Raw genomic sequence first — 22,737 nt, forward strand, 5'->3', positions numbered from 1 at the left:
CAAAGTTCGCCATAGATCTAAGCTTTTTCCATCACTACCCGGGAACAAGGGTTTTAGCGCGGCAAGTCGAATTAAAGACGAAATGCAGAAAAGAAAGGAACAGGCCAATGAACAGACTTGCCGAACCGCCGCGCCGGCTGCTGATGGGGAATGAAGCCATCGCCTGGGGCGCCATCGAAGCCGGCGTCCGTGTGGTGGCCGCTTATCCCGGCACCCCGTCGACGGAAGTGACAGAACGGATCCTGGATCATGCTGCCGATTACGGCATTTACGCCGAGTGGTCCGTCAATGAAAAGGTGGCCCTTGAGACGGCCATCGCTGCGTCCTGGACGGGCGCTCGGGCCATGGCCTGCATGAAACAGGTCGGCCTCAACGTCGCCTCCGATCCCCTGATGACCCTGGCCTATCTAGGTGTGAAGGGCGGCCTCGTCCTGATCGTCGCCGACGATCCGGGTCCACATAGTTCCCAGACGGAACAGGATACGCGCCTTTTCGCCCGCTTTGCTAAGCTCCCCGTCCTCGATCCGGCTACGCCGGCGGAAGCCCGGGAGATGGTCAAAGCGGCCTTTCAATTGTCCGAGGACTTACAGGTTCCGGTCATCGTCCGGCCCACTACCCGGACAGCCCACGTCTGCCAGGATATGCCCTTTTCCCCGCCGCCGAAGCCAACCCTCCCCCTCCCCCCGATCCGCTTTGAGCGCGACCCCGGCTGGGTGATCCTCCCGGCCCTGTCAGCCAAACGCCACCGCCGGCTGAACGCGATCCAAGAGGAGATGGGCCGCTGGTTTTTGCAGCGACGTTTGAACGGAGTTGTTCCCATCAGTGGGGAAGGCAATGCAGGTTCCCCTGCCGCCTTAGCCGGTTGCCCTGGGAACGCGGCCAACGATCTCGCCATCGTCGCCGGCGGTGTGGCCTTCAATTATGTTCAAGAAGGGCTGCACACCCTCGGCGTCTCCATTCCCGTCTATAAAGTGGGCGCCCCCGTCCCCCTGCCCGCCGCGCCTATTCTCGATTTCCTGCGCGGCAAAACATCGGTGCTGATCGTCGAGGAGCAGGAACCGGTCATCGAAGAGCAGTTGACCGTAGCAGCCTATCGGACCGGTCTCACCCTGTCAATCATCGGCAAACACTCCGGTCACCTCCCCCGGGAAGGGGAGTTTAACACCGATCTGTTGCTGCCCCTGCTGCGCCGCTTTGTCACCGATTCGCTCCCTTGTGATCAGTCACCTGCGCTCGCTGCACCGGCTGCTCCGGCTCCGGCAGCGTCCCAACCCCTCCCGTCTCCGCCGCTGCGCACCCCCATCCTCTGCGCCGGCTGTCCCCACCGCAACAGCTTTTACGCCTTCATCCAAGCCGCCCGGAGCCGCGACGCCCTCTTCACCGGCGACATCGGTTGCTACACCTTGGGCGCCATGCCCCCGCTGGGTGCCGCCGACACCATCGTCTGCATGGGCGCTTCGGTGGCGATGGCGGCCGGCTTTTCCCACATCGAGCCAGACCGTCCCCACATCGCCTTTTTGGGCGATTCGACCTTCTTCCACTCCGGCATCCCGCCGTTGATCAACGCCGTCTATCAACAGGCTCGGATGACCCTCGTCGTGCTCGATAACCGGACGACCGCCATGACGGGCCACCAGCCTCACCCCGGCCTGGGCCGCAAGGGGACAGGCGAGATCGCGCCGACCATCGACATCGCCACTGTCGCACGCGGCTGCGGCGTCGAATGGGTACGGACCGTGGACCCCTATGACATCCCGGCCACCATCGCCGCCGCCCGGGAAGCCCTGGACTACCCCGGCGTTTCTGTGATCATCGCCCGGCGCGACTGCGTCAACCTCGTGCGCCGTTCCACCCCCTACCGGATCGACGCCGAAGCCTGCCGCCGCTGCGGCATCTGCCTGCGTAAGTTCGGTTGCCCCGCCCTTTATGAGGTACATACAGGAGGGGAAGGCGGCAGCAAGGAGCAATCGGGCAAACGGGCCGTCGCCATCGCCCGGGAAAAATGTTTCGGCTGCGGCGCCTGTGCCCAGGTCTGTCCCTGGAAGGCCATTTCGCCGGAGGTGGAGTCATGAAAACCTTTAACCTGATCATCGCCGGCGTCGGTGGCCAGGGCGGCGTCCTGGCGTCGCGCGTCTTCGCCGAAGCGGCGCTGGCCGCCGGATACAAGGTTCGCACGTCGGAAACAATCGGCATGGCCCAGCGGGAAGGCTCCGTCATCAGCCATGTCCGCGTCGGTGAACGCCTCTGGGGCGCCCTGATCCCGGACGGCGCCGCCGATGTCCTCATCAGCCTGGAACTGGCTGAGAGCCTCAAGGGCTGGCCGAAACTCGCGCCCCAGGGCCAGGCTGTCATCAACCGCCGACCGATCATCCCGCCAGCAGCCTCGCTGGGCCTGACTCGCTATGACGAAGCGGGCATCGTCGAGTTTTTGCAGCAACAGGGACAGCGCGTCCATTTGATAGACGCAACCGCCGCCGCTTTGGAGACAGGCAACGCCAAGACAACCAATATGGTCATGCTCGGCGCCCTGTCCACACTGCCCGGCCTTCCCGTTACGGCCGAACTGCTCTGGCGAGCGGCGGAGGCGATCCTGCCGTCCCGCCTGCGCGAGATCAACCGCCAGGCCTTCCTGGCTGGCCGCAACCTGGGGTCTTGTGCCGGAACAGCGCCTTTGGTATCCTAAAAGACAGGATGTAAGGTTCCTTTCTGACGGACGGGATCGTTGCGCCGCATGAACGCATGAACATTCATGGAAAGGTCATGGAGCCGAGCCGAGATGCCTGAGAAGAACCTGAGCGCAATGGGGCAATGAAACCATAGCGCAACGAAGCGCCTAAGAAACGGAGATCCTGAGCACAATCAGTAGAGCATGAGAGGAGAAGAGAACCATGACCCCATCTGCCGTCACCTGTGAACGGGCGGAAATTCGCCGTCCCATTGATTTTGACGCTATCGCGCATAGCCAGTTTCCCCAACTGGCGCAAACCCTCCGTCGCGCGTACCAGGGGAGCTCTTTTTACCGTGAGCGTTTTCAGAGGGCGGGAATCGAGCCTGAGGATATCCGTTCCATCGAAGACCTCGCCCGCCTGCCCTTCACTACCAAGCAAGACCTGCGTCAAGCCTACCCGCTCGGCCTGATTGCCGTCGATGAGGAAGAGATCGTTCGCATTCACTCCTCCTCTGGCACGACAGGCAAACCGGTCATCGTGCCCTACACCCAGAAGGATGTAGACGACTGGGCCGTCATGATGGCCCGCTGCTTGGAAACGGTCGGCGTTGGCCGCCGCGACCGTGTGCAGGTGACGCCAGGCTACGGCTTGTGGACGGCCGGCATCGGTTTTCAAGCCGGCGTGGAAAAGCTGGGGGCTATGACGATTCCGACCGGCCCTGGCAACACGGACAAGCAGTTGGAGATGATGACCGACTTGAAGACGTCGGTGCTCATCGGCACCTCTTCCTACGGCCTGATGCTGGCGGAAGAGGCGGAGCGCCGGGGAATGCTGGAGGAGATCCAGCTGCGTCTCGGCATCTTTGGCTCCGAACGGTGGGGCGATAAGATGCGTCGGCGCATCGAAGAGATTTTCTGTATCGAAACCTTTGATATCTACGGCCTAACAGAGATCTACGGACCAGGAATCGCCATCGACTGCGCTTGCCACGAAGGCTTGCACTTCTGGTCTGACTACCTCATCTTCGAGGTCATCGATCCGGAGACAGGCCATGTGCTCCCGCCCGGCCAGGAAGGCGAACTGGTGATCACCACCATCGCCAAGGAAGGCATGCCCCTCATCCGTTACCGCACCCGGGATATCACCACCATCGAGACGCACGCCTGCTCCTGCGGCAGCCCCTTCCCCATGATCCGGCGTGTGCTGGGACGGACCGACGACATGATCAAGATTAAAGGGGTCAACATCTACCCCGGCCAGATCGACCATGTCCTCAAGCACACCCCCGGTGTGTCCAGCGAATACCAGATCGTCCTGGAGCGGGTGGATAACAAAGACCACATCCGCATCTGCGTCGAGTTGTCCAACGGGCACCAGCCGGAAGAGGTGGCCCGCGCCTGCCGCAAAAACATCAAGTCGGTCATTGGCATCGTCGCTGATGTAGAGGTCCTCCCCCAGGGGGGACTGCCGCGCAGCGAAAAGAAGACGAAGCGGGTCTTTGATCACCGCTATGATTATCTGGAAAATCCGCCAAAATAAAAAGAACCTTTTTCCACAAGGCCTCCCGAACTGACCGGAGGCCTTTTTCTTTTCGCGGTGCATACTAGAAGTATGCGAAAAGAATTGATTTCTTCCACACAGGTTTTTGCGCTCGCCACCATCTTTTTGCTGGGATCGTGGATCATTTTGACGCCCTCGTCACGAATCACCAAGCAAGACGCCTGGATCGGCTCGCTGTTGCTCGGATTTCCCGCCTGCGGCTACGCCCTCTTGCTTTCTGCCGTCAAAGACCTCTATCCCGGCGAAAACCTGATCGGTCTCTCCAGAAAGGCCTTTGGCCAACGAATCGGCTCCATTCTCGCTCTCTTTTGGCTCTGGTTTCCTTTGCATTTGGCCGCGCTGGTGTTGAATAACCTGAACACCCTTCTCATGTACCAGATTTACCCTACTGCTTCAACCCTCTCTCTCTCCTTGCCGCTGATCATCGTTGTCGCCTACGGCGCCGTCTTAGGTCCAGAGGTCATCGCTCGCTTTGCCCTGCTTCTCTTGCCGCTGATCATCGCCGGCTTGTTGGCCATTTACGGGTTGGCAATCCCCCTCTTCGATGTGCACCGCCTGTTCCCCCTCTTGGAAGCACCGACAGGGGACTTCCTCCGCCAGGGATTGGCTGGTTTCTCTTTTCCCTTCGCCGAGTTGATCCTCCTCTTCCCTTTTCTCGCCCATGCCCCCAAAGACAGGAGCCTCTTGCGACCACTCCTCTACGCTGTTATCCTCTCGACGCTGCTCTTTGCGCTCCGCGACATGATCGTCATCGCCGTCTTCGGGCGAGCGGAAGCCGATACGCTCCTTTTTCCGCTCTTCAGTGTCGTGCGTCACGAAGAGCTCGGCGTTTTTCTTGATCGCCTGGATGTGGCGTTCATTCCCATCTTTTTTTTCTCATCGCTGATCAAAAGCATGATCTGTTTCTATAGTTTTATTGATCATCTGACCGATTGGCTTGGCGCAAAGGATCGCTCACTCTTGATCCCACCGGCGGCGCTGTTGACCGTGGGCCTCTCCTTATTTGTCTATGAACATCTCCTCGACGTTTTTGACTTTGTCAATAAAGCCTACGCCCTTTACCTACTTCCCTGGGCCATTGGTTTTCCCCTCGGGGCGCTTATCCTTCGCTACCGAAAGAAGGCGAAGCCAAGCCAATCGTAAAGCCTTTCGCCCATGGGCATGTACAATTGACTGATCCAGCGCGTCGGGTGAACCAGCGGCTCTCCCATCTGGCTGCCGATCAGGGTGTAGTAGAACCCCGTCACGAGCATGAAAACATAGATCCCTTTCGTCGCCCAAGAGGCCTCTTCGAGGTACTTTCCCTGTACAAGAAGCATCAGGCCAGCAATGCCAAGCAGGAGGATGATCACCCTTCATCCCCCTGTTTCGCTTTTTGCTTCTCCGAGATGACGCCCTTGTCGATAGTCCCTACGTTGGAAAGACGGACATTCACATTGACGTCCAGCGTGATCTCACTTAACCGTTGGGACCATTGCTCTTTTTCTTTCCTCCAGATCTCAGGGTAGAACGCCTTCAACTCTCGGCTAAGCCCGAACAGGTCTGTTTCAGACTGTTGCGCTTGGTTCCAGGCTGCGAGCACAAAGTGGCGTGCTTTTTCCGACGTCATCTCCTCCAACTGTTTCACTCTGTCTTTGACCAGCGGCGTTTCGCAATTATACTCCATCAATTTGCCGCTGGCGGTAATCTCGATTCGAAAAGCAGGGATCCCACCATTATCGCCCACCTCTATCCTCCGGCGGACCGATGAAAGGACGACGGTGGCCTGTCCACCTGCTTCTTCATCCATGCAATCTACCAAAACGGGCACTATGGCCTTTTCCTTGGCTCGAACCAACAGGTAGCCTCGTGTCTCCTCTTCATTCAACTGACCGCGCATGCGAAAATCACGAACCATGGCGCCGCCGCTCACGGCAGGGACGGCATGAGACTCGAGCTTTTCTTCCTTTTTTCCTTTCATGGACTCTACAGGGGTGGGCTTGTCCTTGCGCAAATACGGAAAAAGAACGCCCATCTGCGGTTCATAGGAGGCCAGGATAAATTCGCCCATTCGCAGGCGCGTCGTTCCACCCCAGTCGCGGTAGTTTTCGATCATGCGCCATGTCTCTTGGGCAATGTTCATCTCAAATTCCGGCGCCAAGACCATGTAATCGCGGGCACTGCCTTCCGCAATCGCCATGTTGGCCCCCTTGCGCACTTCTATATTGCGGACTAAAAAATCAACGATATCCTTCATGCCTTCTTGGGCTGCCTTGTCGCCGATAATATATGTCCTTGCCTGGTGCCAGCTGATCGGACCGTCCACACGTCGTCGCAGCTTCAGCGAGGCGTCCATCACGCTCTCCCCTTCGACGCTAATGAGCCAGAAAGGATTCATCTTCTCACTTTCCACACCAATCCGGGCCGGGGCCTTGAAGAATTGCGCCGTCAATTGGAACCGCCCTTCCTCTACTTTATCAATGCCAACGGCGATGATAAAGGCTACTCGGTCCAATTCCTGTTTCTCCCCGCAGCCTGCGAGGAGGAAAGACAAGAGGACTGTGAGCAACAAGACAGGGCGCATGCCCAGCCCTCCATGTGGTTTACTGATCCCCATCGCGCCTCCTCTCCACCCCTTCTTGCGGAAGGCGGGCCACTTGATTCAAGGGCGTAAATGGTCGCCTTTTTTCAACGGGAAGGCTGTCGATTCCATCTGGAGCCATCATGGCCATCCTCCTTCGCCCGGCGCTTTTGCCGATTCGTCTTGTATTGTGGGAAGGCGCCAAATAGTCGTCCCGCTTCGTTATCGTCCAAAGGGGAAAGCGCAACAACTTTGAACGCAACGCCAGCGGTTCTAGCGGGGATAGGGGGCTTAGATAGGGCACTCCAAAGGATCGGATGCCACAGAGGTACAAAAACAGGACCGACAAGCCGCAGAGCAACCCGAGGACGCCCAAGGTGCCACCCAGCAAAAGCAGCGGAAAGCGAAGCATGCGGAAGGCTTGGGCTTGATTGAAAGCAGGGATGGCAAAGGAGGTGATGCCGGTGATGGCAACAACAATGACCATCGCCTGTGAGACGAGCCCGGCTCGAACAGCCCCCTCACCGATGACTAACGCGCCGACAATGCTGACAGCCTGTCCCACTGACCGAGGCAAGCGAAGCCCCGCCTCCCGCAGCAATTCGAAGATGCTCTCCATAATGAGCGCCTCCATCAAGGCAGGAAAGGGGATCCCGGCCCGGGAGGAGGCAATGGAAAACAACAGAAGACTGGGGAGCATTTCCGGGTGAAAGGTTGTCAAGGCCACATAGATGGAGGGAAAGGCAAGTGAAATAAAGGCACCGAGGTAGCGAAGGATCCGGGTAAAGCTGCCAAAGTAGTATCGTTCATACTGGTCTTCTGGGGAATGAAAAAACTCGATAAAGGTGGTTGGCGCGATCAGGATCGACGGAGAGCCATCGACGAGAATGATAAATCGTCCGTCAGCCAGCGCTGAGGCGGCTACATCGGGCCGTTCGGTATGGGCTATCTGCGGCAATATCGAGATGGGATGATCCTCGATCCATTCTTCGAGCGTGTTGCTGGAAGCCACTTCGTCAATATCGATATAGGCCAGTCGTTCTTTCACTTCGGCCAGCACCCGCTGATCAATGACCCCTTCGATGTAGAGGAGGGCGATTTTCGTCAGTGAAATTCGCCCCACTTCCGTAACCTCCACCTTGAGCGAACGGCTGTTCATGCGCCTGCGGACCAGGGCGATGTTCTCGTATAGGTCTTCCACAAATCCGTAGTGTGGGCCGCGCACCACTTGTTCCGATTCGGGCTCTTCCGGGGAGCGCCCTGTCTTTTTGGGGATACGCAAGGCGTATGTGACTGCGGCTCCCTCGACGAACAACAGCGCTGCGCCAAAAAGCATCTCCTTCATCGCCTTATTCCAATGGGTGATGGCGAGTACTGATCCGCCTGCCAATAGTTCCTCTTCAAAGCGTTTCAGGCGATCCGAAAGGGCCGTTGGGATGATGTCAGCTGAAGTGCGATCCTTTTGCAGGGACATGATGATCCGATCCAGTCGTTGCATATCTGTGACTGTCACGAGAAAGGCCAGGGCAACAGGTGTAGATTGTCCATCCATGTCCACATGGAGGCGACGCAGCCGCAGGTCGTCGCTTCGTTCGAAATCAGCACGGAGCTTTTGGATATTTTTTTCGATGTCTGTAAGGACTCTTTCGCTCCTTAACGATTGCCGCTTTTTTCGCTGCAAAATGTCCCATCCTTACCCATTATTCCGCTCCGTCGCTTGTTCCACAGATCTATTATCTCTTCTTGTTTGAATACTTACACAAGCACCCTTCGGGGTAATCGGACGCCAACTACCGTCCTAACCGCCAGAGCCAAGGTGGGTGCGACTATTCCCCGGCGCTCTGCCGGCAACCCAGCGCTGCTCCAGCCAAACGACCGCCTGGTACATGACAGCCGCCACCAGCGCCAAGATGACGATGCTGGCGATGACGAGGGTCAGTTGAAAGACCTGGCCGCCGTAGATGATCAGATAGCCAAGGCCGGCCTTGGAAACAAGAAATTCACCGACGATGACGCCGACCAGGTTGAGGCCGATGTTCACCTTCAGGGCGGCCGCGATGGTCGGCACGGATGCCGGCAGGATCACCTTGCGCAGGATATCCCAACGGGTTCCGCCGAAGACGCCGATGAGCTTCACATACCCGTCAGGGACCTCGGTGAATCCGGCATAGATAACGGTAATCGTAGTAATCACTGAGATCGTCAAGGCCATTGTCAAGATGGCGCCAACACCATTGCCCATCCAGACGATGAAGATCGGCCCTAGGGCAATTTTGGGGGTGCTGTTCAGCACAACCAAAAAGGGATCGGCCAAACGAGCCAGCGTGGGAAACCACCAGAGCAGGATGGCGACTCCCAAGCCCAGAAGCGTGCCCAGAAGAAAACCGGCCACCGTCTCGCCGACAGTGACCCCAACATGATGCCAGAGTTCACCCTCCTTCGCCAGTTTCGTCAACAGCGCTGCCACCTGGCTGGGCTTGCTGACGAGGAAGGGATCGAGGACACGCAGGTCGGCCAGGACCTCCCAGGTGACAAGCGCCGCTGCGAGCAGTCCTGCCTGGATGAGGATGATGAACCATCTTTCTCTGCGCAAACGCCGCAAGTACTCCTGGCGGGGAATCGTAGACACGGCGCATCTCCCTTCTCTCTATCCCCGTCGACAGGTTTTACATCCCGGATCTGTCGCGTTCCCGTTCGCATTTACGGTACGTAGGCTTTCAATTCCGCCCAAACGGCGTCGACGTACTCATTGAAGTGCGCCGCTTTACGGGCCTGCCAGGGCCCAGGCCGTTCAACGCCAACGTCTATGACCAGTTCCCCTTTTACCTGGGCGGGCCGGGAGGACAGCACGATCACCCGGTCGCTCATGGCGACCGCCTCAACTACATCATGAGTGACCAGGATCGTTGTCCGTCTTGACGCCCGTAGCGCCCGCCATACCTCCTCCTGGATCGTCGTCCTCGTCTGGTAATCAAGGGCAGAAAAGGGCTCATCGAGCAAAAAGATCTCCGGTTCGACAGCCAAGGTACGCACCAGGGCAACCCGCTGCCGCATCCCCCCCGAGAGTTCCTGGGGATGATGGTGCAAAAAATGGCCCAATCCGTAGGTTTCGAGGAGAGTCTCTACCTTTTTTTCCCGCTCTGGTCCAACTTCCTTCATTATTTCCAAGCCGAGCAGCGCATTTTCCCGAACTGTCCGCCAGGGTAAGAGATAATCCTGCTGCAGCATGTAGCCCACCCGAGTGCTGTGCAAGCCTGATCGTTCACCGCTGATCAGGATGTCTCCGGCAGTAGGTTTTAATAGCCCGGCGATCAGCGAGAGGATGGTGCTCTTGCCGCAACCGCTCGGGCCGACGATGGCTACAAACTCTCCGGCAGCGATACCCAGATTGATTCCCGCCAAGGCCGGAATTTCCCCCTTCGGGGTCTGGTACGTGACCGAAACATCCTGCAGTTCAACGGCCGGAACAAGGCCTGTTCGCTTTCCCCCATCCTGCATCATCGCCCTGCAGCCCGCAGAACCTCTTCCGCGATATCGTTACGGACCATGGCCTCCTCGGGAATGCGCTGTTTCAACTCTCCTGCCGATTCAATGATCGACTGGAGATAATCGAGTCCCCCCGGCTGCATGCGCGGATCAGTAGCCCAACTCTCCTGCTGATGATACCGCTCTACCGCTTTTCGAACGACTGCGCGTTCGCTGCCCTGGAAAGAGGGCAAAATGGTGTCGGTGATCTCGTCGACGTTGTGAGAAGCCGTCCATTGCTGAGCCCGGTAGATGGCGCGCGTAAAAGCCAGCACCGCCTCGCGGTTTTGATTGATGTATTCCTCAGAGGCCATGAAGACGGTGTAGGGGATCTTGCCCGATTCGACGCCCAGAGAAGCGACGACCTGACCGGCGCCAGCCTGTTCCAATTCCGACACAGTCGGTTCAAAAAGGGCTACATAGTCGCCCGTTCCCGCCTGGAAGGCGCCAGCCGTGGCAGTGAACTGGATGTTCTGAATGATCTTCACATCCTCAAAGGGCTTGAGGCCTTTTTGTTTCAGCACATACTCGAGCACCATCTCCGGCACGCCGCCTTTGCGGGCGCCGATGATCGTCTTACCTTGCAAGCCTTCCCAGGAGAAGCCTTGTCCGGGCCGGCCCACCAGGAAGGAACCGTCCCGCTGTGTCAATTGGGCAAAGCAGAGGATTTTTTTGTCCAAACCCTGTTGGTGCGTGTAGATGATCGTTTCCGGTCCGATCAGTCCGATGTCTGCCTGATCAGCCACGAGCGCCGTCATCGCTTTGTCGCCGCCCCAGGCGGTGCTCATCTCGATGTTCAGGTTCTCCTCCTGGAAAAATCCTTTGTTGAGTGCTACATACAAGGGCGTATAAAAGACGGAGTGAACCACTTCGCTTAAGCGAATCGTCGCTGTCTTTGAGCCAGCCTTGTTTTGCGTTGCTTGTGGAGAAAGGCAGCCGGCAAGGGTGACGCTGACGATCAACAGGCCGACCAGCAGGCGGCCCATCCTAGTCACATGCATCCGCTTCAAAGGGATACCTCCTTTTTGGTATCTATATTTATTCGCCAAGACTTCTTCCGTTCCAGAATCTTCTTCCCTCCTAGGAAGAAATTTCTCATCCCTCATCTCTATGCGGGGAACCACCGTTTATACAAAAAATAACCGCCTCTATAGCAGAAGCGGTTATTCGCAGCTTGAGTCCTCGCTTTTGGGAGCAGCTTCGGCGACATATTCTGGCGGTTCACAGATCTCGCTTCACACCTCAGGCTGCGTCTCCATCTCGTTCCAGAAATAATCAAGCAGTTCGAGAACATCCTCTTTTCCATGACCCGTTTCCGCCGAAAAGACGATGATGGGGAGTTCCTTGGGAACACCCAGGTCCTGGCGGATCTGCTTCACATGTTTGGCGTACTGGCCTCGGTTGATCTTGTCCGCTTTGGTGGCGATGACGGCAGCGCCGATTTTGAAGTGGTTCAGCCATTCGCGCATGGCAATATCGTCCTTTGACGGCGGGTGGCGGATATCGATCAACTGGATGACGCCGCGGAGCTGGGGCCGCTTTTTTAGGTAGTGCTCCATCATCGGTCCCCAACTGGCCCGCTGCGTTTTGGAGACGCTGGCATAGCCATAGCCGGGCAGGTCAACGATATAGGCGGCCTGATTGATCCGGTAAAAGTTGAGCGTCTGCGTCTTACCAGGTGTCGACGAGGTTCGGGCCAAGTGGCGGCGGTTGCAGAGCTTGTTGATCAAGGACGATTTGCCCACATTGGACCGGCCGACGAGGGCCACTTCGGGGAAATTGTCCTCAGGGTACTGCTCCCCTTTGAAAGCACTGATCACAAACTCGGCCTCTTTGATTTTCAGCCACGATTCGGTCGGGCCGGCGTCCGCCACTTTGCCCCCGCCTGCGCCGGGCGGTGTGATCGCCGGAGCCTGCGGCACTGGATTGGTCGGTTCTTGCGGGCTGGAAACCGCCGGTTCGGGCCTTTGAGCATTCGTCTGTTCAGGCAATAGAACGTTGCCTTCAAAGGAAGCCTTATCGCTCATCTCTTAACCTCAGTTCAAAGCCATATTCTTCTGTTACGCGCCTGTGTTGCATGCTTCTATTGCCCCACCTTTGTCTATTGGCGAGACAATGGGAAGAAAGGTACCCAAAGGCGGGTACCTCTCATCATGGGCATGTCATCGAGCCGAAGTCCTACCGCTCAACCTTCTCAGGTCTGCAATCCCGGCGGCGTCTCTTCGATCATCCCTTGATAGACCGGCACGGGCGTTTCCATGGCGGCGGGGATCGTCTCCGGCGGCTCAGGCTCTTGCACCGGCGCTGGTTCGAGCAAGGCCTCCTGAATGACCTGATCCATGTGCTCGACCAGGATGAAGCGCAGTTTTTTCTTGACGTTGGCCGGGACCTCTTCCAGGTCCTTCTTGTTCTCCGCCGGCAATATGACGGTGGTGCATCCGGCCCGGTTGGCTGCCAGCATCTTCTCTTTGATGCCGCCGACGGGAAGCACACGACCGCGGAGGGTGATCTCGCCGGTCATGGCCACCTCCCGCCGGACTGGCCGCCGGCTGAGGGCAGACGTGAGGGCTGTGGCGATGGTGATACCAGCGGAAGGACCGTCTTTCGGGATGGCACCTTCCGGCACATGGATGTGGATGTCCGTGTTCTGGTGGAATTTGTCGGCGATGCCCAAGTCGCTGGCGCGGGAGCGAACATAGGTGAGGCCGGCTTGGGCCGATTCCTTCATCACGTCGCCCAGTTTGCCCGTTAAGGCGAGGCTGCCTTTGCCCGGCATGAGAGCCACTTCGATGGCCAGGGTGTCACCGCCAGTTTCCGTCCAAGCCAACCCCGTGGCGACACCCACCTGAGATTCCGCTTCGGCCAAGCCGTAGCGGAATCGAGGGATGCCGATATAAGAGGGGAGGTTGCCGGCCGAGATGGAAACGCGACGCTCGGGATCCTTGACGATGGCCCGTGCGCTTTTGCGGCAGAGGCCGGCAATCTCCCGTTCCAAATTACGGACGCCTGCCTCGCGGGTGTACTCGCGGATCAGGCGGCGCACCGTGTTTTCCGAGATCTGGACCTGTTCTTTTTTCAGGCCATGCTCTTTCAACTGCTTGGGAATGAGGTGGTCGAGGGCGATGCGCGTCTTTTCCTCCTCCGTATAGCCGGGGATGTAGATGACCTCCATCCGGTCGAGGAGCGGCCGGGGGATGTTGTGCATGCCGTTGGCGGTGGTGATGAACAAGACCTTGGACAGGTCAAAGGGGACCTCGATGAAGTGGTCCGAAAAGGTGCTGTTCTGTTCCGGATCGAGCACCTCTAGGAGCGCCGACGCCGGGTCGCCGCGGAAGTCCATGCTCATCTTGTCGATCTCGTCGAGCAGGAAGACGGGGTTTTTCGATCCCGCCGTGCGCAGTCCCTGGATCAGGCGGCCCGGCATGGCGCCCACATAGGTGCGCCGATGACCGCGGATCTCGGCCTCATCGCGGACGCCGCCCAGGGAGAGGCGAACAAACTTGCGCTCCAGCGCCCGGGCGATGGAACGGGCGAGGGAGGTTTTGCCGACACCTGGCGGGCCGACGAAGCAGATGATGGGGCCCTTCATCTTTTGGGCCAACTTGCGAATGGCCAGGTACTCGATGATCCGCTCCTTCACCTTGTCGAGGCCGAAATGATCCTCGTTGAGAATGACCTCGGCCTTGTCGATGTCGAGGCGGTCTTTCGTCTGTTTCGCCCAGGGCAGAGCGAGCAGCCACTCCAGGTAGTTGCGGACCACCGTCGCTTCCGCCACCATGGGCGGCATCTTTTCGAGGCGCTCCACCTCGCGGAGGGCTTTTTCCTCGGCTTCTTTGGGCAGTTTGGCCTTGGCAATCTTGTCGCGCAGATCTTCCCCTTCGGCCTGGCGGTCTTCCTTCTCGCCCAGTTCCTTTTGAATGGCCTTGATCTGTTCGCGCAGGTAGTATTCCTTCTGGGTTTTTTCCATCTGCTTGCGGACGCGGACGTTGATCTTGCGCTCCAGTTCCAGGATCTCCATCTCTTTGGCCAGGATCTCCGTCAGGATCTCCAGGCGTTCGGCCACGTCGAGGGCTTCCAGGATGCGTTGTTTGTCTTGCGTCTTCAGTGTCAGGTGGGACGAGATGATGTCGGTCAACCGGACGGGATCTTCAACAGCCACGACAGAGACGAAGGTTTCCGGCGGGATTTTTTTGGAGATCTTCACGTACTGCTCAAACTGGTTGACGAGGGAACGCATCAATGCTTCCACGGCGTTCGACTTAATGTCGGGCTCGATATGCTCTCGGATGCGCACGCGGATGAACGGTTCCATGTCCATGTATTCGAGAATCTCCGCACGGGCCAGGCCTTCCACGAGCACGCGGATCGTTCCGCCGGGGAGCTTCAGCAGTTGCTTGATCTCGGCAATGGCGCCGATCTGGTAGATGTCCTCTGCGCCGGGTTGATCGGTCTGGGCTTCCTTCTGGGTGGCGAGGAAGATGATCCGGTCCTGGGCCATCGCTTCTTCAATCGCATTGACGGAACGCTCCCGACCGACATCCAGGTGCACAACCATGTAAGGAAAGACGATGATCCCCCGCAAAGGCAGCAGGGGCAATTCCTGTATCGTCTGCCGTATCTTCTTTTCTTCGGCCATCGGGGCAAACACCTCCTACTCTTCTGAAGGGGCCAGAAGATTATCCTCATTTTACTATAATCGGGGAACAAAGCCCAGCGTTTTCCCTCCATGAACCGGCAGCAACCTTCGATTAGATCATTTCACTCACAAGCCTGCTTAGGGAGGCGCCACCACACCGACAGCAGCCGCAGGCAACAGGTCTGCCGGAGGCGCAATAGTCGTCTCCGCCAACGATGAATCCGTCAATAGCGCTTCAGCAAAGACTTGTTCCATCGTATGCAAGGGGATAACGGAAATTCCTGGAATCGAAGAAAAACGCTCCAGCCAGTTCTCCGCCGGGATCAGCACGCGGGTTGCCCCGGCCAGTCGCGCCGCTTCCACCTTTGTGACAACGCCCCCCACCGGTTTCACCTGACCGCGGACCGACAACTCCCCTGTCATGGCCAGCCGGTTGTCGATGGCGACTCCTTTGACGGATGAGTAAATCGCCGTTGCGATGGCGATGCCAGCTGAGGGTCCGTCGATAGGGGTTCCGCCGGGGAAGTTGACATGGATGTCCCAGTCCCTCGGCTCAATTCCCGTCTGGGCGCGCAGAACCGTCAAGACGTTGTCGACAGAGGTTTTGACGAGGCTGCGCCGTTTCATCGTCCGCCCGCCCAGCCCGCCCATCTCCTCTTCATCGACGATCCCTGTTAGCGTCAGCATCCCCGTGCCGGCAGTGACCGGCAAGGCAGTCACCTCGATCTCCATCAAGGCGCCCATCGAGGGCCCCATCACCGCTAGGCCGTTGACGACGCCCACCTGCGGCTCTGGAGGAACCTTTTTCTCCGGCCGGGGTGCGTACTGGCCGGAGTGGACGACCCATTCCACATCCTCTACAGAGAGGACGCCGACACTGCGGGCAAGGGCGAGGCCGGCCGATATCTGGACGATGTTGACAGCCTCACGTCCGTTGGTGGCGTAGCGGCGGATCACCTCGACCGCCTGCTCAGGGATCGACATGGCGATCTTCTCTGCTGCGCGGCGCGCTACTGTCCCGATTTCCTCCTGGGTCAAGGGGCGGAAAAAAACCTCCAGGCAACGGCTACGAATCGCTGCGGGGATCTCCTGGGGCAGTCGGGTTGTGGCGCCGATGAGGCGGAAGTCGGCAGGTAGGCCGTTTTGAAAGATATCGTGGATGTGACTGGGGATATTCAGATCCTCGCTGGAGTAATAGGCGCTTTCCAGGAGCACCTTCCGGTCTTCGAGCACCTTGAGGAGCTTGTTGATCTGAATAGGGTGGAGTTCCCCCACCTCGTCGATAAAGAGCACCCCGCCATGGGCCTTCGTCACGGCCCCTGGTTTTGGTTGTGGGATGCCGGCCATGCCTAGGGCGCCGGCTCCCTGGTAGATCGGGTCGTGGACCGAACCGATGAGCGGGTCGGCGATGCCCCGTTCATCGAAGCGAGCCGTCGCGCCGTCGATCTCGATGAACTTCGCTTGCGCTGAGAAGGGCGACAGGGGATTTTTCTTGGCTTCTTCGAGGACCAAACGGGCTGCCGCTGTTTTTCCGACCCCAGGGGGACCGTAGATGAGCACATGCTGCGGGTTGGGACCGCAGAGGGCCGCTTTGAGCGCCCGGATGCCGTCGTCTTGGCCAACGATTTCTCCAAAGGTCGCCGGCCGCGTCTTCTCTGCCAAAGGCTCGGTGAGGGCGATCCGGCGCAAGGTCTGGAGTTTTTCCAGTTCCTTTCTTGATTCGCGCTCTACCGCCGTCTTGGAATTCTGTTGGTTTTTGAGCAGGTGCCAGAAGTACATCCCGATGATAACGATGAAAAAGATCTGGAGGAGGCCCAACAATCCACCTAATCCCGACCAAACGTTCACCGCCGTCACTCCATTTCTGTTTTTGCCAATCCCCCATAGTATCCGACGGCGTCGGCTTTTTATGAGATGGGGGACCGGAAAAACAAAAACCCCGGAGGATCGAGATCCTCCGAGGTCTGTGTCATTGGCGCGTACCGGGTTTGGTTCGGGTCGTCGGGCGCTTGCCCGGGAGCGACGATTCAGGTGATCGCCCTATCGGCGTCTTGTCAGCCGGCTCACCCTGCGCCCCTAAGCCGACTCTTCCTTCTTTTTTTTTCTGTCACTCGTGACCAGAACCGGTTCCTTCTGCTTCAGAATGACTTCCTTGGTCACAGCGCACTTGGTGACGTCGTTGCGGGACGGGATGTCGAACATCACGTCGAGCATAACCTCTTCCAAGATGGCCCGCAGGCCGCGAGCGCCTGTGTTGCGCTTGATCGCCTCCTGGGCGATGGCTTTCAAGGCGTCATCGGTGAATTCCAACTGAACCTGATCCAGTTCAAAGAACTTCTGATACTGCTTGACGAGGGCGTTTTTCGGCTCTGTCAGGATGCGCACGAGGGCGTCCTCGTCAAGGGCGTCCAAGGTGACGATGACCGGCAAACGGCCGACAAACTCGGGGATTAAGCCGAACTTGAGCAGATCGACCGGCAGGATCTCCCGGAGGGTTTCGCCGATCTTCTTTTCTTGCTTGCCTTTGATCTCGGCGTTGAAGCCCATCGTCTTCTTGCCGATGCGGTTCATGATCAGCTTTTCGATGCCGTCAAAAGCGCCGCCACAGATGAAGAGGATGTTCGTCGTATCCAGTTGAATGAACTCTTGGTGGGGGTGTTTCCGTCCGCCCTGCGGGGGTACGGAGGCCACCGTGCCTTCTAGGATCTTCAACAGCGCCTGTTGAACCCCTTCGCCGGAGACGTCCCGTGTGATCGAGGGGTTCTCCGACTTGCGGGCGATCTTGTCGATCTCGTCGATGTAGACAATACCCTTTTCCGCTTTCTCCACATCGTAGTCAGCGGCTTGGATCAGCTTGAGCAGGATGTTTTCCACATCCTCGCCCACATAACCGGCCTCCGTCAGGGAGGTGGCGTCAGCGATGGCGAAGGGCACATTCAATATGCGAGCCAGTGTCTGGGCCAGCAGCGTTTTCCCGCTGCCGGTAGGGCCTAGCATGACGATGTTCGATTTCTGCAGTTCTATGTCGTCGATCTTCGAACCCAGGTTGATCCGTTTATAGTGGTTGTAGACAGCGACAGACAAGGCCTTTTTGGCCTGTTCCTGACCGATGACGTACTGGTCCAGGATCTCTCGGATCTCCTTCGGCTTAGGCACGTCGCCCAGGTCGAAGGTGTTCTCGTCCTGCAGTTCTTCTTCAATGATCTCGTTGCACAGTTCGATGCATTCGTCGCAGATGTAGACTCCGGGGCCGGCGACCAGCTTTTTGACCTGATCTTGCAGCTTGCCGCAGAAGGAACACTTCAGTTGACTTTTATCGTCACCGAAACCTTTGTACATATCCTCACCTCTCTGCTACTCATGCCTTGGCCGGCGGCTTAAAGTCCATCACCCCGTCAATGATGCCGTAGGCTTTCGCTTCCTCTGCCGACATAAAATAGTCCCGATCCGTATCCCGTTCGATCCGTTCCAAAGGCTGGCCCGTGCGGTCCGCCAGGATGTGGTTGATACGGTCTCTCGTCTTAAGGATGTGGCGGGCATGGATCTCGATTTCCGTGGCCTGGCCTTTGACACCGCCAAGGGGCTGGTGGATCATGATCTCAGCGTTCGGTGAAGCGTAGCGTTTTCCTTTTGCGCCGGCAGTCAGAAGGAAGGCGCCCATGGAGGCGGCCATCCCGACGCAGATTGTGGATACGTCGCAGCGGATCAGTTGCATCGTGTCGTAAATGGCAAACCCGGACGTGATCGCGCCTCCCGGACTGTTGATATAGAGGTGGATGTCTTTGTCCGGATCCTCGGCCTCTAAAAAGAGCAACTGGGCGATGATGAGATTGGCAACATTATCATCAATGGCGCTGCCCAGGATAATGATCCGATCTTTCAACAGCCGGGAATAGATGTCATACGCCCGTTCACCGCGATTGGTTTGCTCGACGACCATTGGAACCAGATGACTCATCCAAGAAACCTCCTCAGGTATACAGTTCAATCTATGTCCGGGAAAGCTGCGCAGTTCGCGATTTCCCGGATCAACCAGCGATTTCTTTGGCGCTGTCGACAAGGAATTTGGCGGCTTTATCCAAGAGCATCCCCGTTTTCAGGGTGTCGATCTGGCCGCGCGATTCAAGGAGCTTCCGGATCTGAGCGGCCGGTTTGCGGTAGTTGGCGGCTATCTCCTCGATCTCTTTGTTCAATTCGTCATTAGATACAGCCATTCCTTCGGCTTTGGCCACCGCTTCCAAAACAAGTTCTTGCTTGACCACTTTTTCCGCTTCCGGGATAAACTGCGCCTTCAAGTCTTTCTCGGTCTGCTTGGTCATCGCGAGGAACTGTTCCAAAGAGATGCCCTGGTAGTTCAACCGCTGACCATACTCTTCCATCAGTTGGTCGGCGCGATTGTCGATCATCACCGCGGGGATCTCCACCTGGGAGTCGCCTACGACCTTTTCGACGGCCGCTTTTTGCTTGGCCTGTTCACGAGCTTTTTCGGCAGCGCTCAGTAAGTTTTTACGGATATCTTCTTTTAATTCGTCAAGGGTCTCGAAATCGCTGACATCCTTGGCGAACTCATCGTCGATGGGGGCATACTCTTTGCGCTTGAGTTCTTTGACAGTGACTTTGAAGACGACCGGCTGTCCCGCGAGCTCCACCACATGGTACTGCTCGGGGAAGGTCAGGTTCAGATCGATCGTTTCACCGACGGAAACGCCGACAAGTCCTTCTTCAAAACCAGGGATGAAGGTGTTACTACCCAACTCCAAGGGGTGATCGTCGCCTTTGCCGCCTTCGAAAGGAATTCCATCCTTGAATCCTTCAAAGTCGATGACAGCCGTGTCGCCCAACTGTGCCTGCCCTTCCGTGAGGGTGGAAATGCGGGCATGGCGCTTCTGCATGGTCTCCAGTTGCCGTTGGACGTCCTCTTCCCGCACTTCCACAGGCTGGACGTTCACTTCGACGCCTTTGTATTCGCCGAGGGCGACCTCCGGCTTGACGGTGACGATGGCCTTGAAGATCAGCGGCTTGCCGGCTTCCATCTGGACCAGATCGATTTTCGGTTGCTCCACAGGCTCCACATTGTTCTCTTCGATAGCCTGCATGTACGCTTCCGGCACAAGGATCTCCACGGCATCTTCAAAAAGAACCTCTTTGCCGTAACGGGCTTCCAGAATCTTGCGGGGGGGTCTTGCCTTTGCGGAAACCGGGGACGGCTACCTGGCGGACGACTTTCTTATAGGCCTTTTCCAGCCCTTGTTCGAATGTTGCCTCATCAATCTCGATTTGCAGCGATACCTGGTTGTTAGCGAGCCTTTCTACTGAAGCCTTCACGTATGTACCCCTTCCATTGATTGTATCGTAAAGATGGCTGTTGTTGCCGGATTTGACCTTTAGTAGTCTATCCGAAAATTTAAAAAGCATAAGGGTATTATTCTACGGCAATCTCGCATTTCCTGCTATCACAAAAGGATTCGAACGTAAGCTTTCATATTTTTCCCAAATATTAGGGTTTTATTCTCCTCCTTTGCGTGATTAAAAATAAAACCTCGGCGACGGATCACCGAGGTAAGCGGTCATGCTGCCGATTTGCAAACGACGGTGGTGCGGGAGAAGGGACTCGAACCCCCACGGTTGCCCGCTGGAACCTAAATCCAGTGCGTCTACCAATTCCGCCACTCCCGCATAACTCCTGTATCTTTTATACTCTAATTCCTGCGATGACCGTTGTCAAGAAATATTCAAATGGCGCGCCTGGAGGGATTCGAACCCCCGACGCCCTGCTTAGAAGGCAGGTGCTCTATCCAGCTGAGCTACAGGCGCCTGATCGGTTCCGGCAACCCCTTGCCGCAAGCAGTTCTGCCGCTGAAGGGGAAGATGAAGATGGTCGGGGCGACAGGATTTGAACCTGCGGCCCCCTGCTCCCAAAGCAGGTGCGCTACCAAACTGCGCTACGCCCCGTGACCAAAGGAACCTCTAAACGTCTCATTCCACGAGACATCGAATGACATTATAACATACGGTGATGCGGCTGACAAGATGACAAGTCCTACGATGCATTCCAAAATTTACAAAGCGAATCGACAATCTGTAATATCAACAACGAGGCGATTCCATCAACCGCCCCGGAGAGAGTCTGGAAAAAGACAAGTCAGTCCTGCTTGAACCGTCTTGTCCGATTTCACTCTGCACTTGATCGGAGAAATCACGCTGGGGTAAGTTATTACAAATTAGGCTGGGTAATCGGTTCTGGCTCAGGAAAGAGCAAAACACGCAGCAGGAAGAACATCTTTTCCATCGCCGACGCGCGGTGGCTGATCTTATTCTTTATCTCGGCTGGCAGTTCGGCGAAGGTCTTCTCGTATGCCGGCAGGTAGAAGAGAGGATCATAACCGAAGCCGCCATCTCCGCGCCCTTCAGCAGCGATGACCCCGTCGCAGACGCCTTCGGCAAAAAACTTCTGCCCGTCCGGCATGGCCAATGCCAGGATGCAGACAAAGCGAGCCTTCCGCTCTTCGGCGGGAACACCCTGTAAGCACGCCAGCAGTTTTTCGTTGTTGCGACGATCATTCTTGGGCTCTCCGGCGAAGCGCGCCGAGTAGACGCCGGGCGCTCCGTTCAATGCATCGACCACTAAGCCCGAGTCGTCGGCCATAGCAGGCACGCCGCAGGCGCGGGCGACCTGTTCGGCTTTCATCAGAGCGTTATCACGGAAAGTGTCGCCCGTTTCTTTGAGATCGGTGATCTGGGGGAAGTCGCGCAGCGACAACCACTCGATCGGCAACGCTGGTGTCTGCGCCTGTGTCATGGCCTCAAATTCGCGGACCTTCCCCATGTTTTGGGTCGCCAAGATGATCTTAAACATACCGCTTCCCCCTCGCAGGCCCGGCAACATTTCTGATTGATATTTTCAAAATCATCGTACTTCTTCGTTCTACTGCTTGTCAAGGCATCCCGAGCAGAAGACTAAAAAGAGCCGGGCAAGGCGCCGGCTCTTTTTTCTGAGGCGATGATCTCGTGGATGGCTATTTCCGCGCACTTTCCGCCAGCGCCTGTTTCTGGGCTTCCATCAGTTCACGGATTCCCTTTTCAGCCAAACGGATCATGGCGTCCAGTTCATCCCGGTCAAAGGGGGTCCCCTCGGCTGTACCCTGCACCTCGACAAAGCGGCCACCGCCGGTCATGACCAGGTTCATGTCTACCTCGGCTTTCGAGTCTTCCTCGTAAGCCAGGTCAAGCAGGAGTTCGCCCGATACCTTGCCAACGCTGACAGCGGCTAGCGGTTCCACGATAGGATCCTTCTGAATCTGTTTATTCTTCAGCAGTTTATCGCAGGCGTCCTTGAGGGCCACAAAGGCGCCGGTGATCGATGCGGTACGGGTTCCGCCATCGGCCTGAATGACATCACAGTCGATCCAAATGGTGCGCTCGCCGAGCCGCTGCAGGTCGACGACTGATCGGAGCGCCCGACCGATCAACCGCTGGATCTCCATCGTACGACCCGAGGCTTTGCCGCGGGTGACCTCCCGCTGGGTGCGGGTTCCCGTCGCCCGAGGGAGCATGCTGTATTCGGCCGTCACCCAGCCCTTGCCGGAGCCCTTCTGAAAAGGCGGCACCTTTTCCTCCACCGTGGCTGTGCAGATCACCTTCGTGTTACCGACGGTGATCAACACGGAACCCTCCGGATGGATCAGGTACTGCCGTTGGATCTGAATCGGACGCAGTTGATCTGCCTGGCGGCCATCAAAACGTTCCATAATAAAACTCCTCTCCGGGCGACCGGCGGCGGTTCCACC

General features: G+C 57.5%; 19 protein-coding genes and 3 tRNA genes. 4 read left to right on the plus strand and 18 right to left on the minus strand.

The window, feature by feature from the left end; translation table 11 throughout:
- The first annotated feature begins 107 nt into the window (after nucleotides 1-107).
- The 4 genes from iorA (at nucleotide 108) to AC0CW1_RS07125 (ending at nucleotide 5,372) form a co-directional block, all read left to right on the plus strand.
- Nucleotides 108-2,072, plus strand: a complete 1,965-nt coding sequence (gene iorA, locus AC0CW1_RS07110; RefSeq protein ID WP_488182381.1) for an indolepyruvate ferredoxin oxidoreductase subunit alpha — start codon at nucleotides 108-110, stop codon at nucleotides 2,070-2,072.
- The gene (locus AC0CW1_RS07115) at nucleotides 2,069-2,683 is read left to right on the plus strand and encodes an indolepyruvate oxidoreductase subunit beta (RefSeq protein WP_488182382.1); all 615 of its coding nucleotides are present in this window, start codon (nucleotides 2,069-2,071) and stop codon (nucleotides 2,681-2,683) included. The genes iorA and AC0CW1_RS07115 overlap by 4 nt, the downstream gene beginning before the upstream one ends.
- Nucleotides 2,684-2,888: 205 nt before the next feature.
- Nucleotides 2,889-4,208 (plus strand): phenylacetate--CoA ligase family protein, encoded by a 1,320-nt coding sequence (locus AC0CW1_RS07120; protein WP_488182383.1) that lies wholly within the window; start codon nucleotides 2,889-2,891, stop codon nucleotides 4,206-4,208.
- An 84-nt stretch (nucleotides 4,209-4,292) separates the two neighbouring features.
- Entirely contained in the window at nucleotides 4,293-5,372 is a 1,080-nt protein-coding gene (locus AC0CW1_RS07125; protein ID WP_488182384.1) for a GerAB/ArcD/ProY family transporter, read from the plus strand.
- On the opposite strand, the gene AC0CW1_RS07130 is transcribed toward AC0CW1_RS07125, so the two are convergent.
- The 18 genes from AC0CW1_RS07130 to rph form a co-directional block, all read right to left on the minus strand.
- Nucleotides 5,339-5,581: a hypothetical protein gene (locus AC0CW1_RS07130; protein WP_488182385.1), complete on the minus strand. Its 243-nt coding sequence runs from the start codon at nucleotides 5,579-5,581 to the stop codon at nucleotides 5,339-5,341. The genes AC0CW1_RS07125 and AC0CW1_RS07130 overlap by 34 nt on opposite strands.
- Entirely contained in the window at nucleotides 5,578-6,792 is a 1,215-nt protein-coding gene (locus AC0CW1_RS07135) for a Ger(x)C family spore germination protein (RefSeq protein WP_488182386.1), read from the minus strand. The genes AC0CW1_RS07130 and AC0CW1_RS07135 overlap by 4 nt, the downstream gene beginning before the upstream one ends.
- Before the next feature lie 19 nt (nucleotides 6,793-6,811).
- Nucleotides 6,812-8,470: a spore germination protein gene (locus AC0CW1_RS07140; protein WP_488182387.1), complete on the minus strand. Its 1,659-nt coding sequence runs from the start codon at nucleotides 8,468-8,470 to the stop codon at nucleotides 6,812-6,814.
- Between the two features lie 117 nt (nucleotides 8,471-8,587).
- A complete protein-coding gene (locus tag AC0CW1_RS07145) occupies nucleotides 8,588-9,418 on the minus strand; it encodes an ABC transporter permease (protein ID WP_488182388.1) in 831 nt (276 codons plus the stop codon).
- 71 nt (nucleotides 9,419-9,489) lie between these two features.
- A complete protein-coding gene (locus AC0CW1_RS07150) occupies nucleotides 9,490-10,191 on the minus strand; it encodes an ABC transporter ATP-binding protein (protein ID WP_488182389.1) in 702 nt (233 codons plus the stop codon).
- Nucleotides 10,192-10,286: 95 nt separating this feature from the next.
- Nucleotides 10,287-11,315, minus strand: coding sequence for an ABC transporter substrate-binding protein (locus AC0CW1_RS07155; RefSeq protein ID WP_488184107.1), 1,029 nt, complete (start codon nucleotides 11,313-11,315; stop codon nucleotides 10,287-10,289).
- A 234-nt stretch (nucleotides 11,316-11,549) separates the two neighbouring features.
- Nucleotides 11,550-12,158 carry a ribosome biogenesis GTP-binding protein YihA/YsxC gene (gene yihA / locus AC0CW1_RS07160; RefSeq protein ID WP_488184108.1) on the minus strand — a complete coding sequence of 203 codons (609 nt, stop codon included), beginning with the start codon at nucleotides 12,156-12,158 and terminating at the stop codon, nucleotides 11,550-11,552.
- Nucleotides 12,159-12,508: 350 nt separating this feature from the next.
- Nucleotides 12,509-14,950: an endopeptidase La gene (gene lon, locus AC0CW1_RS07165; RefSeq protein WP_488182390.1), complete on the minus strand. Its 2,442-nt coding sequence runs from the start codon at nucleotides 14,948-14,950 to the stop codon at nucleotides 12,509-12,511.
- A gap of 138 nt (nucleotides 14,951-15,088) precedes the next feature.
- Nucleotides 15,089-16,798: an ATP-dependent protease LonB gene (gene lonB, locus AC0CW1_RS07170; RefSeq protein ID WP_488182392.1), complete on the minus strand. Its 1,710-nt coding sequence runs from the start codon at nucleotides 16,796-16,798 to the stop codon at nucleotides 15,089-15,091.
- A gap of 228 nt (nucleotides 16,799-17,026) precedes the next feature.
- A complete protein-coding gene (gene clpX / locus AC0CW1_RS07175; protein WP_161253284.1) occupies nucleotides 17,027-18,289 on the minus strand; it encodes an ATP-dependent Clp protease ATP-binding subunit ClpX in 1,263 nt (420 codons plus the stop codon).
- A 19-nt stretch (nucleotides 18,290-18,308) separates the two neighbouring features.
- On the minus strand, nucleotides 18,309-18,908 hold the full coding sequence (gene clpP / locus AC0CW1_RS07180) for an ATP-dependent Clp endopeptidase proteolytic subunit ClpP (RefSeq protein WP_488182393.1): 600 nt from the start codon (nucleotides 18,906-18,908) through the stop codon (nucleotides 18,309-18,311).
- Nucleotides 18,909-18,978: 70 nt separating this feature from the next.
- Nucleotides 18,979-20,073 carry a trigger factor gene (gene tig / locus AC0CW1_RS07185; protein ID WP_488182394.1) on the minus strand — a complete coding sequence of 365 codons (1,095 nt, stop codon included), beginning with the start codon at nucleotides 20,071-20,073 and terminating at the stop codon, nucleotides 18,979-18,981.
- 7 nt (nucleotides 20,074-20,080) lie between these two features.
- Entirely contained in the window at nucleotides 20,081-20,365 is a 285-nt protein-coding gene (locus tag AC0CW1_RS07190) for a trigger factor family protein (RefSeq protein ID WP_488182395.1), read from the minus strand.
- A 178-nt stretch (nucleotides 20,366-20,543) separates the two neighbouring features.
- Nucleotides 20,544-20,626 (minus strand) — tRNA-Leu (locus AC0CW1_RS07195).
- A 61-nt stretch (nucleotides 20,627-20,687) separates the two neighbouring features.
- A tRNA-Arg gene (locus tag AC0CW1_RS07200) sits at nucleotides 20,688-20,764 on the minus strand.
- 61 nt (nucleotides 20,765-20,825) lie between these two features.
- Nucleotides 20,826-20,902 (minus strand) — tRNA-Pro (locus AC0CW1_RS07205).
- Nucleotides 20,903-21,164: 262 nt separating this feature from the next.
- Entirely contained in the window at nucleotides 21,165-21,806 is a 642-nt protein-coding gene (locus AC0CW1_RS07210) for an XTP/dITP diphosphatase (RefSeq protein ID WP_488182396.1), read from the minus strand.
- Nucleotides 21,807-21,966: 160 nt separating this feature from the next.
- Nucleotides 21,967-22,698, minus strand: a complete 732-nt coding sequence (gene rph, locus AC0CW1_RS07215) for a ribonuclease PH (RefSeq protein ID WP_488182397.1) — start codon at nucleotides 22,696-22,698, stop codon at nucleotides 21,967-21,969.
- Nucleotides 22,699-22,737 lie beyond the last annotated feature (39 nt).

The sequence above is a fragment of the Heliomicrobium sulfidophilum genome, from assembly GCF_057715735.1.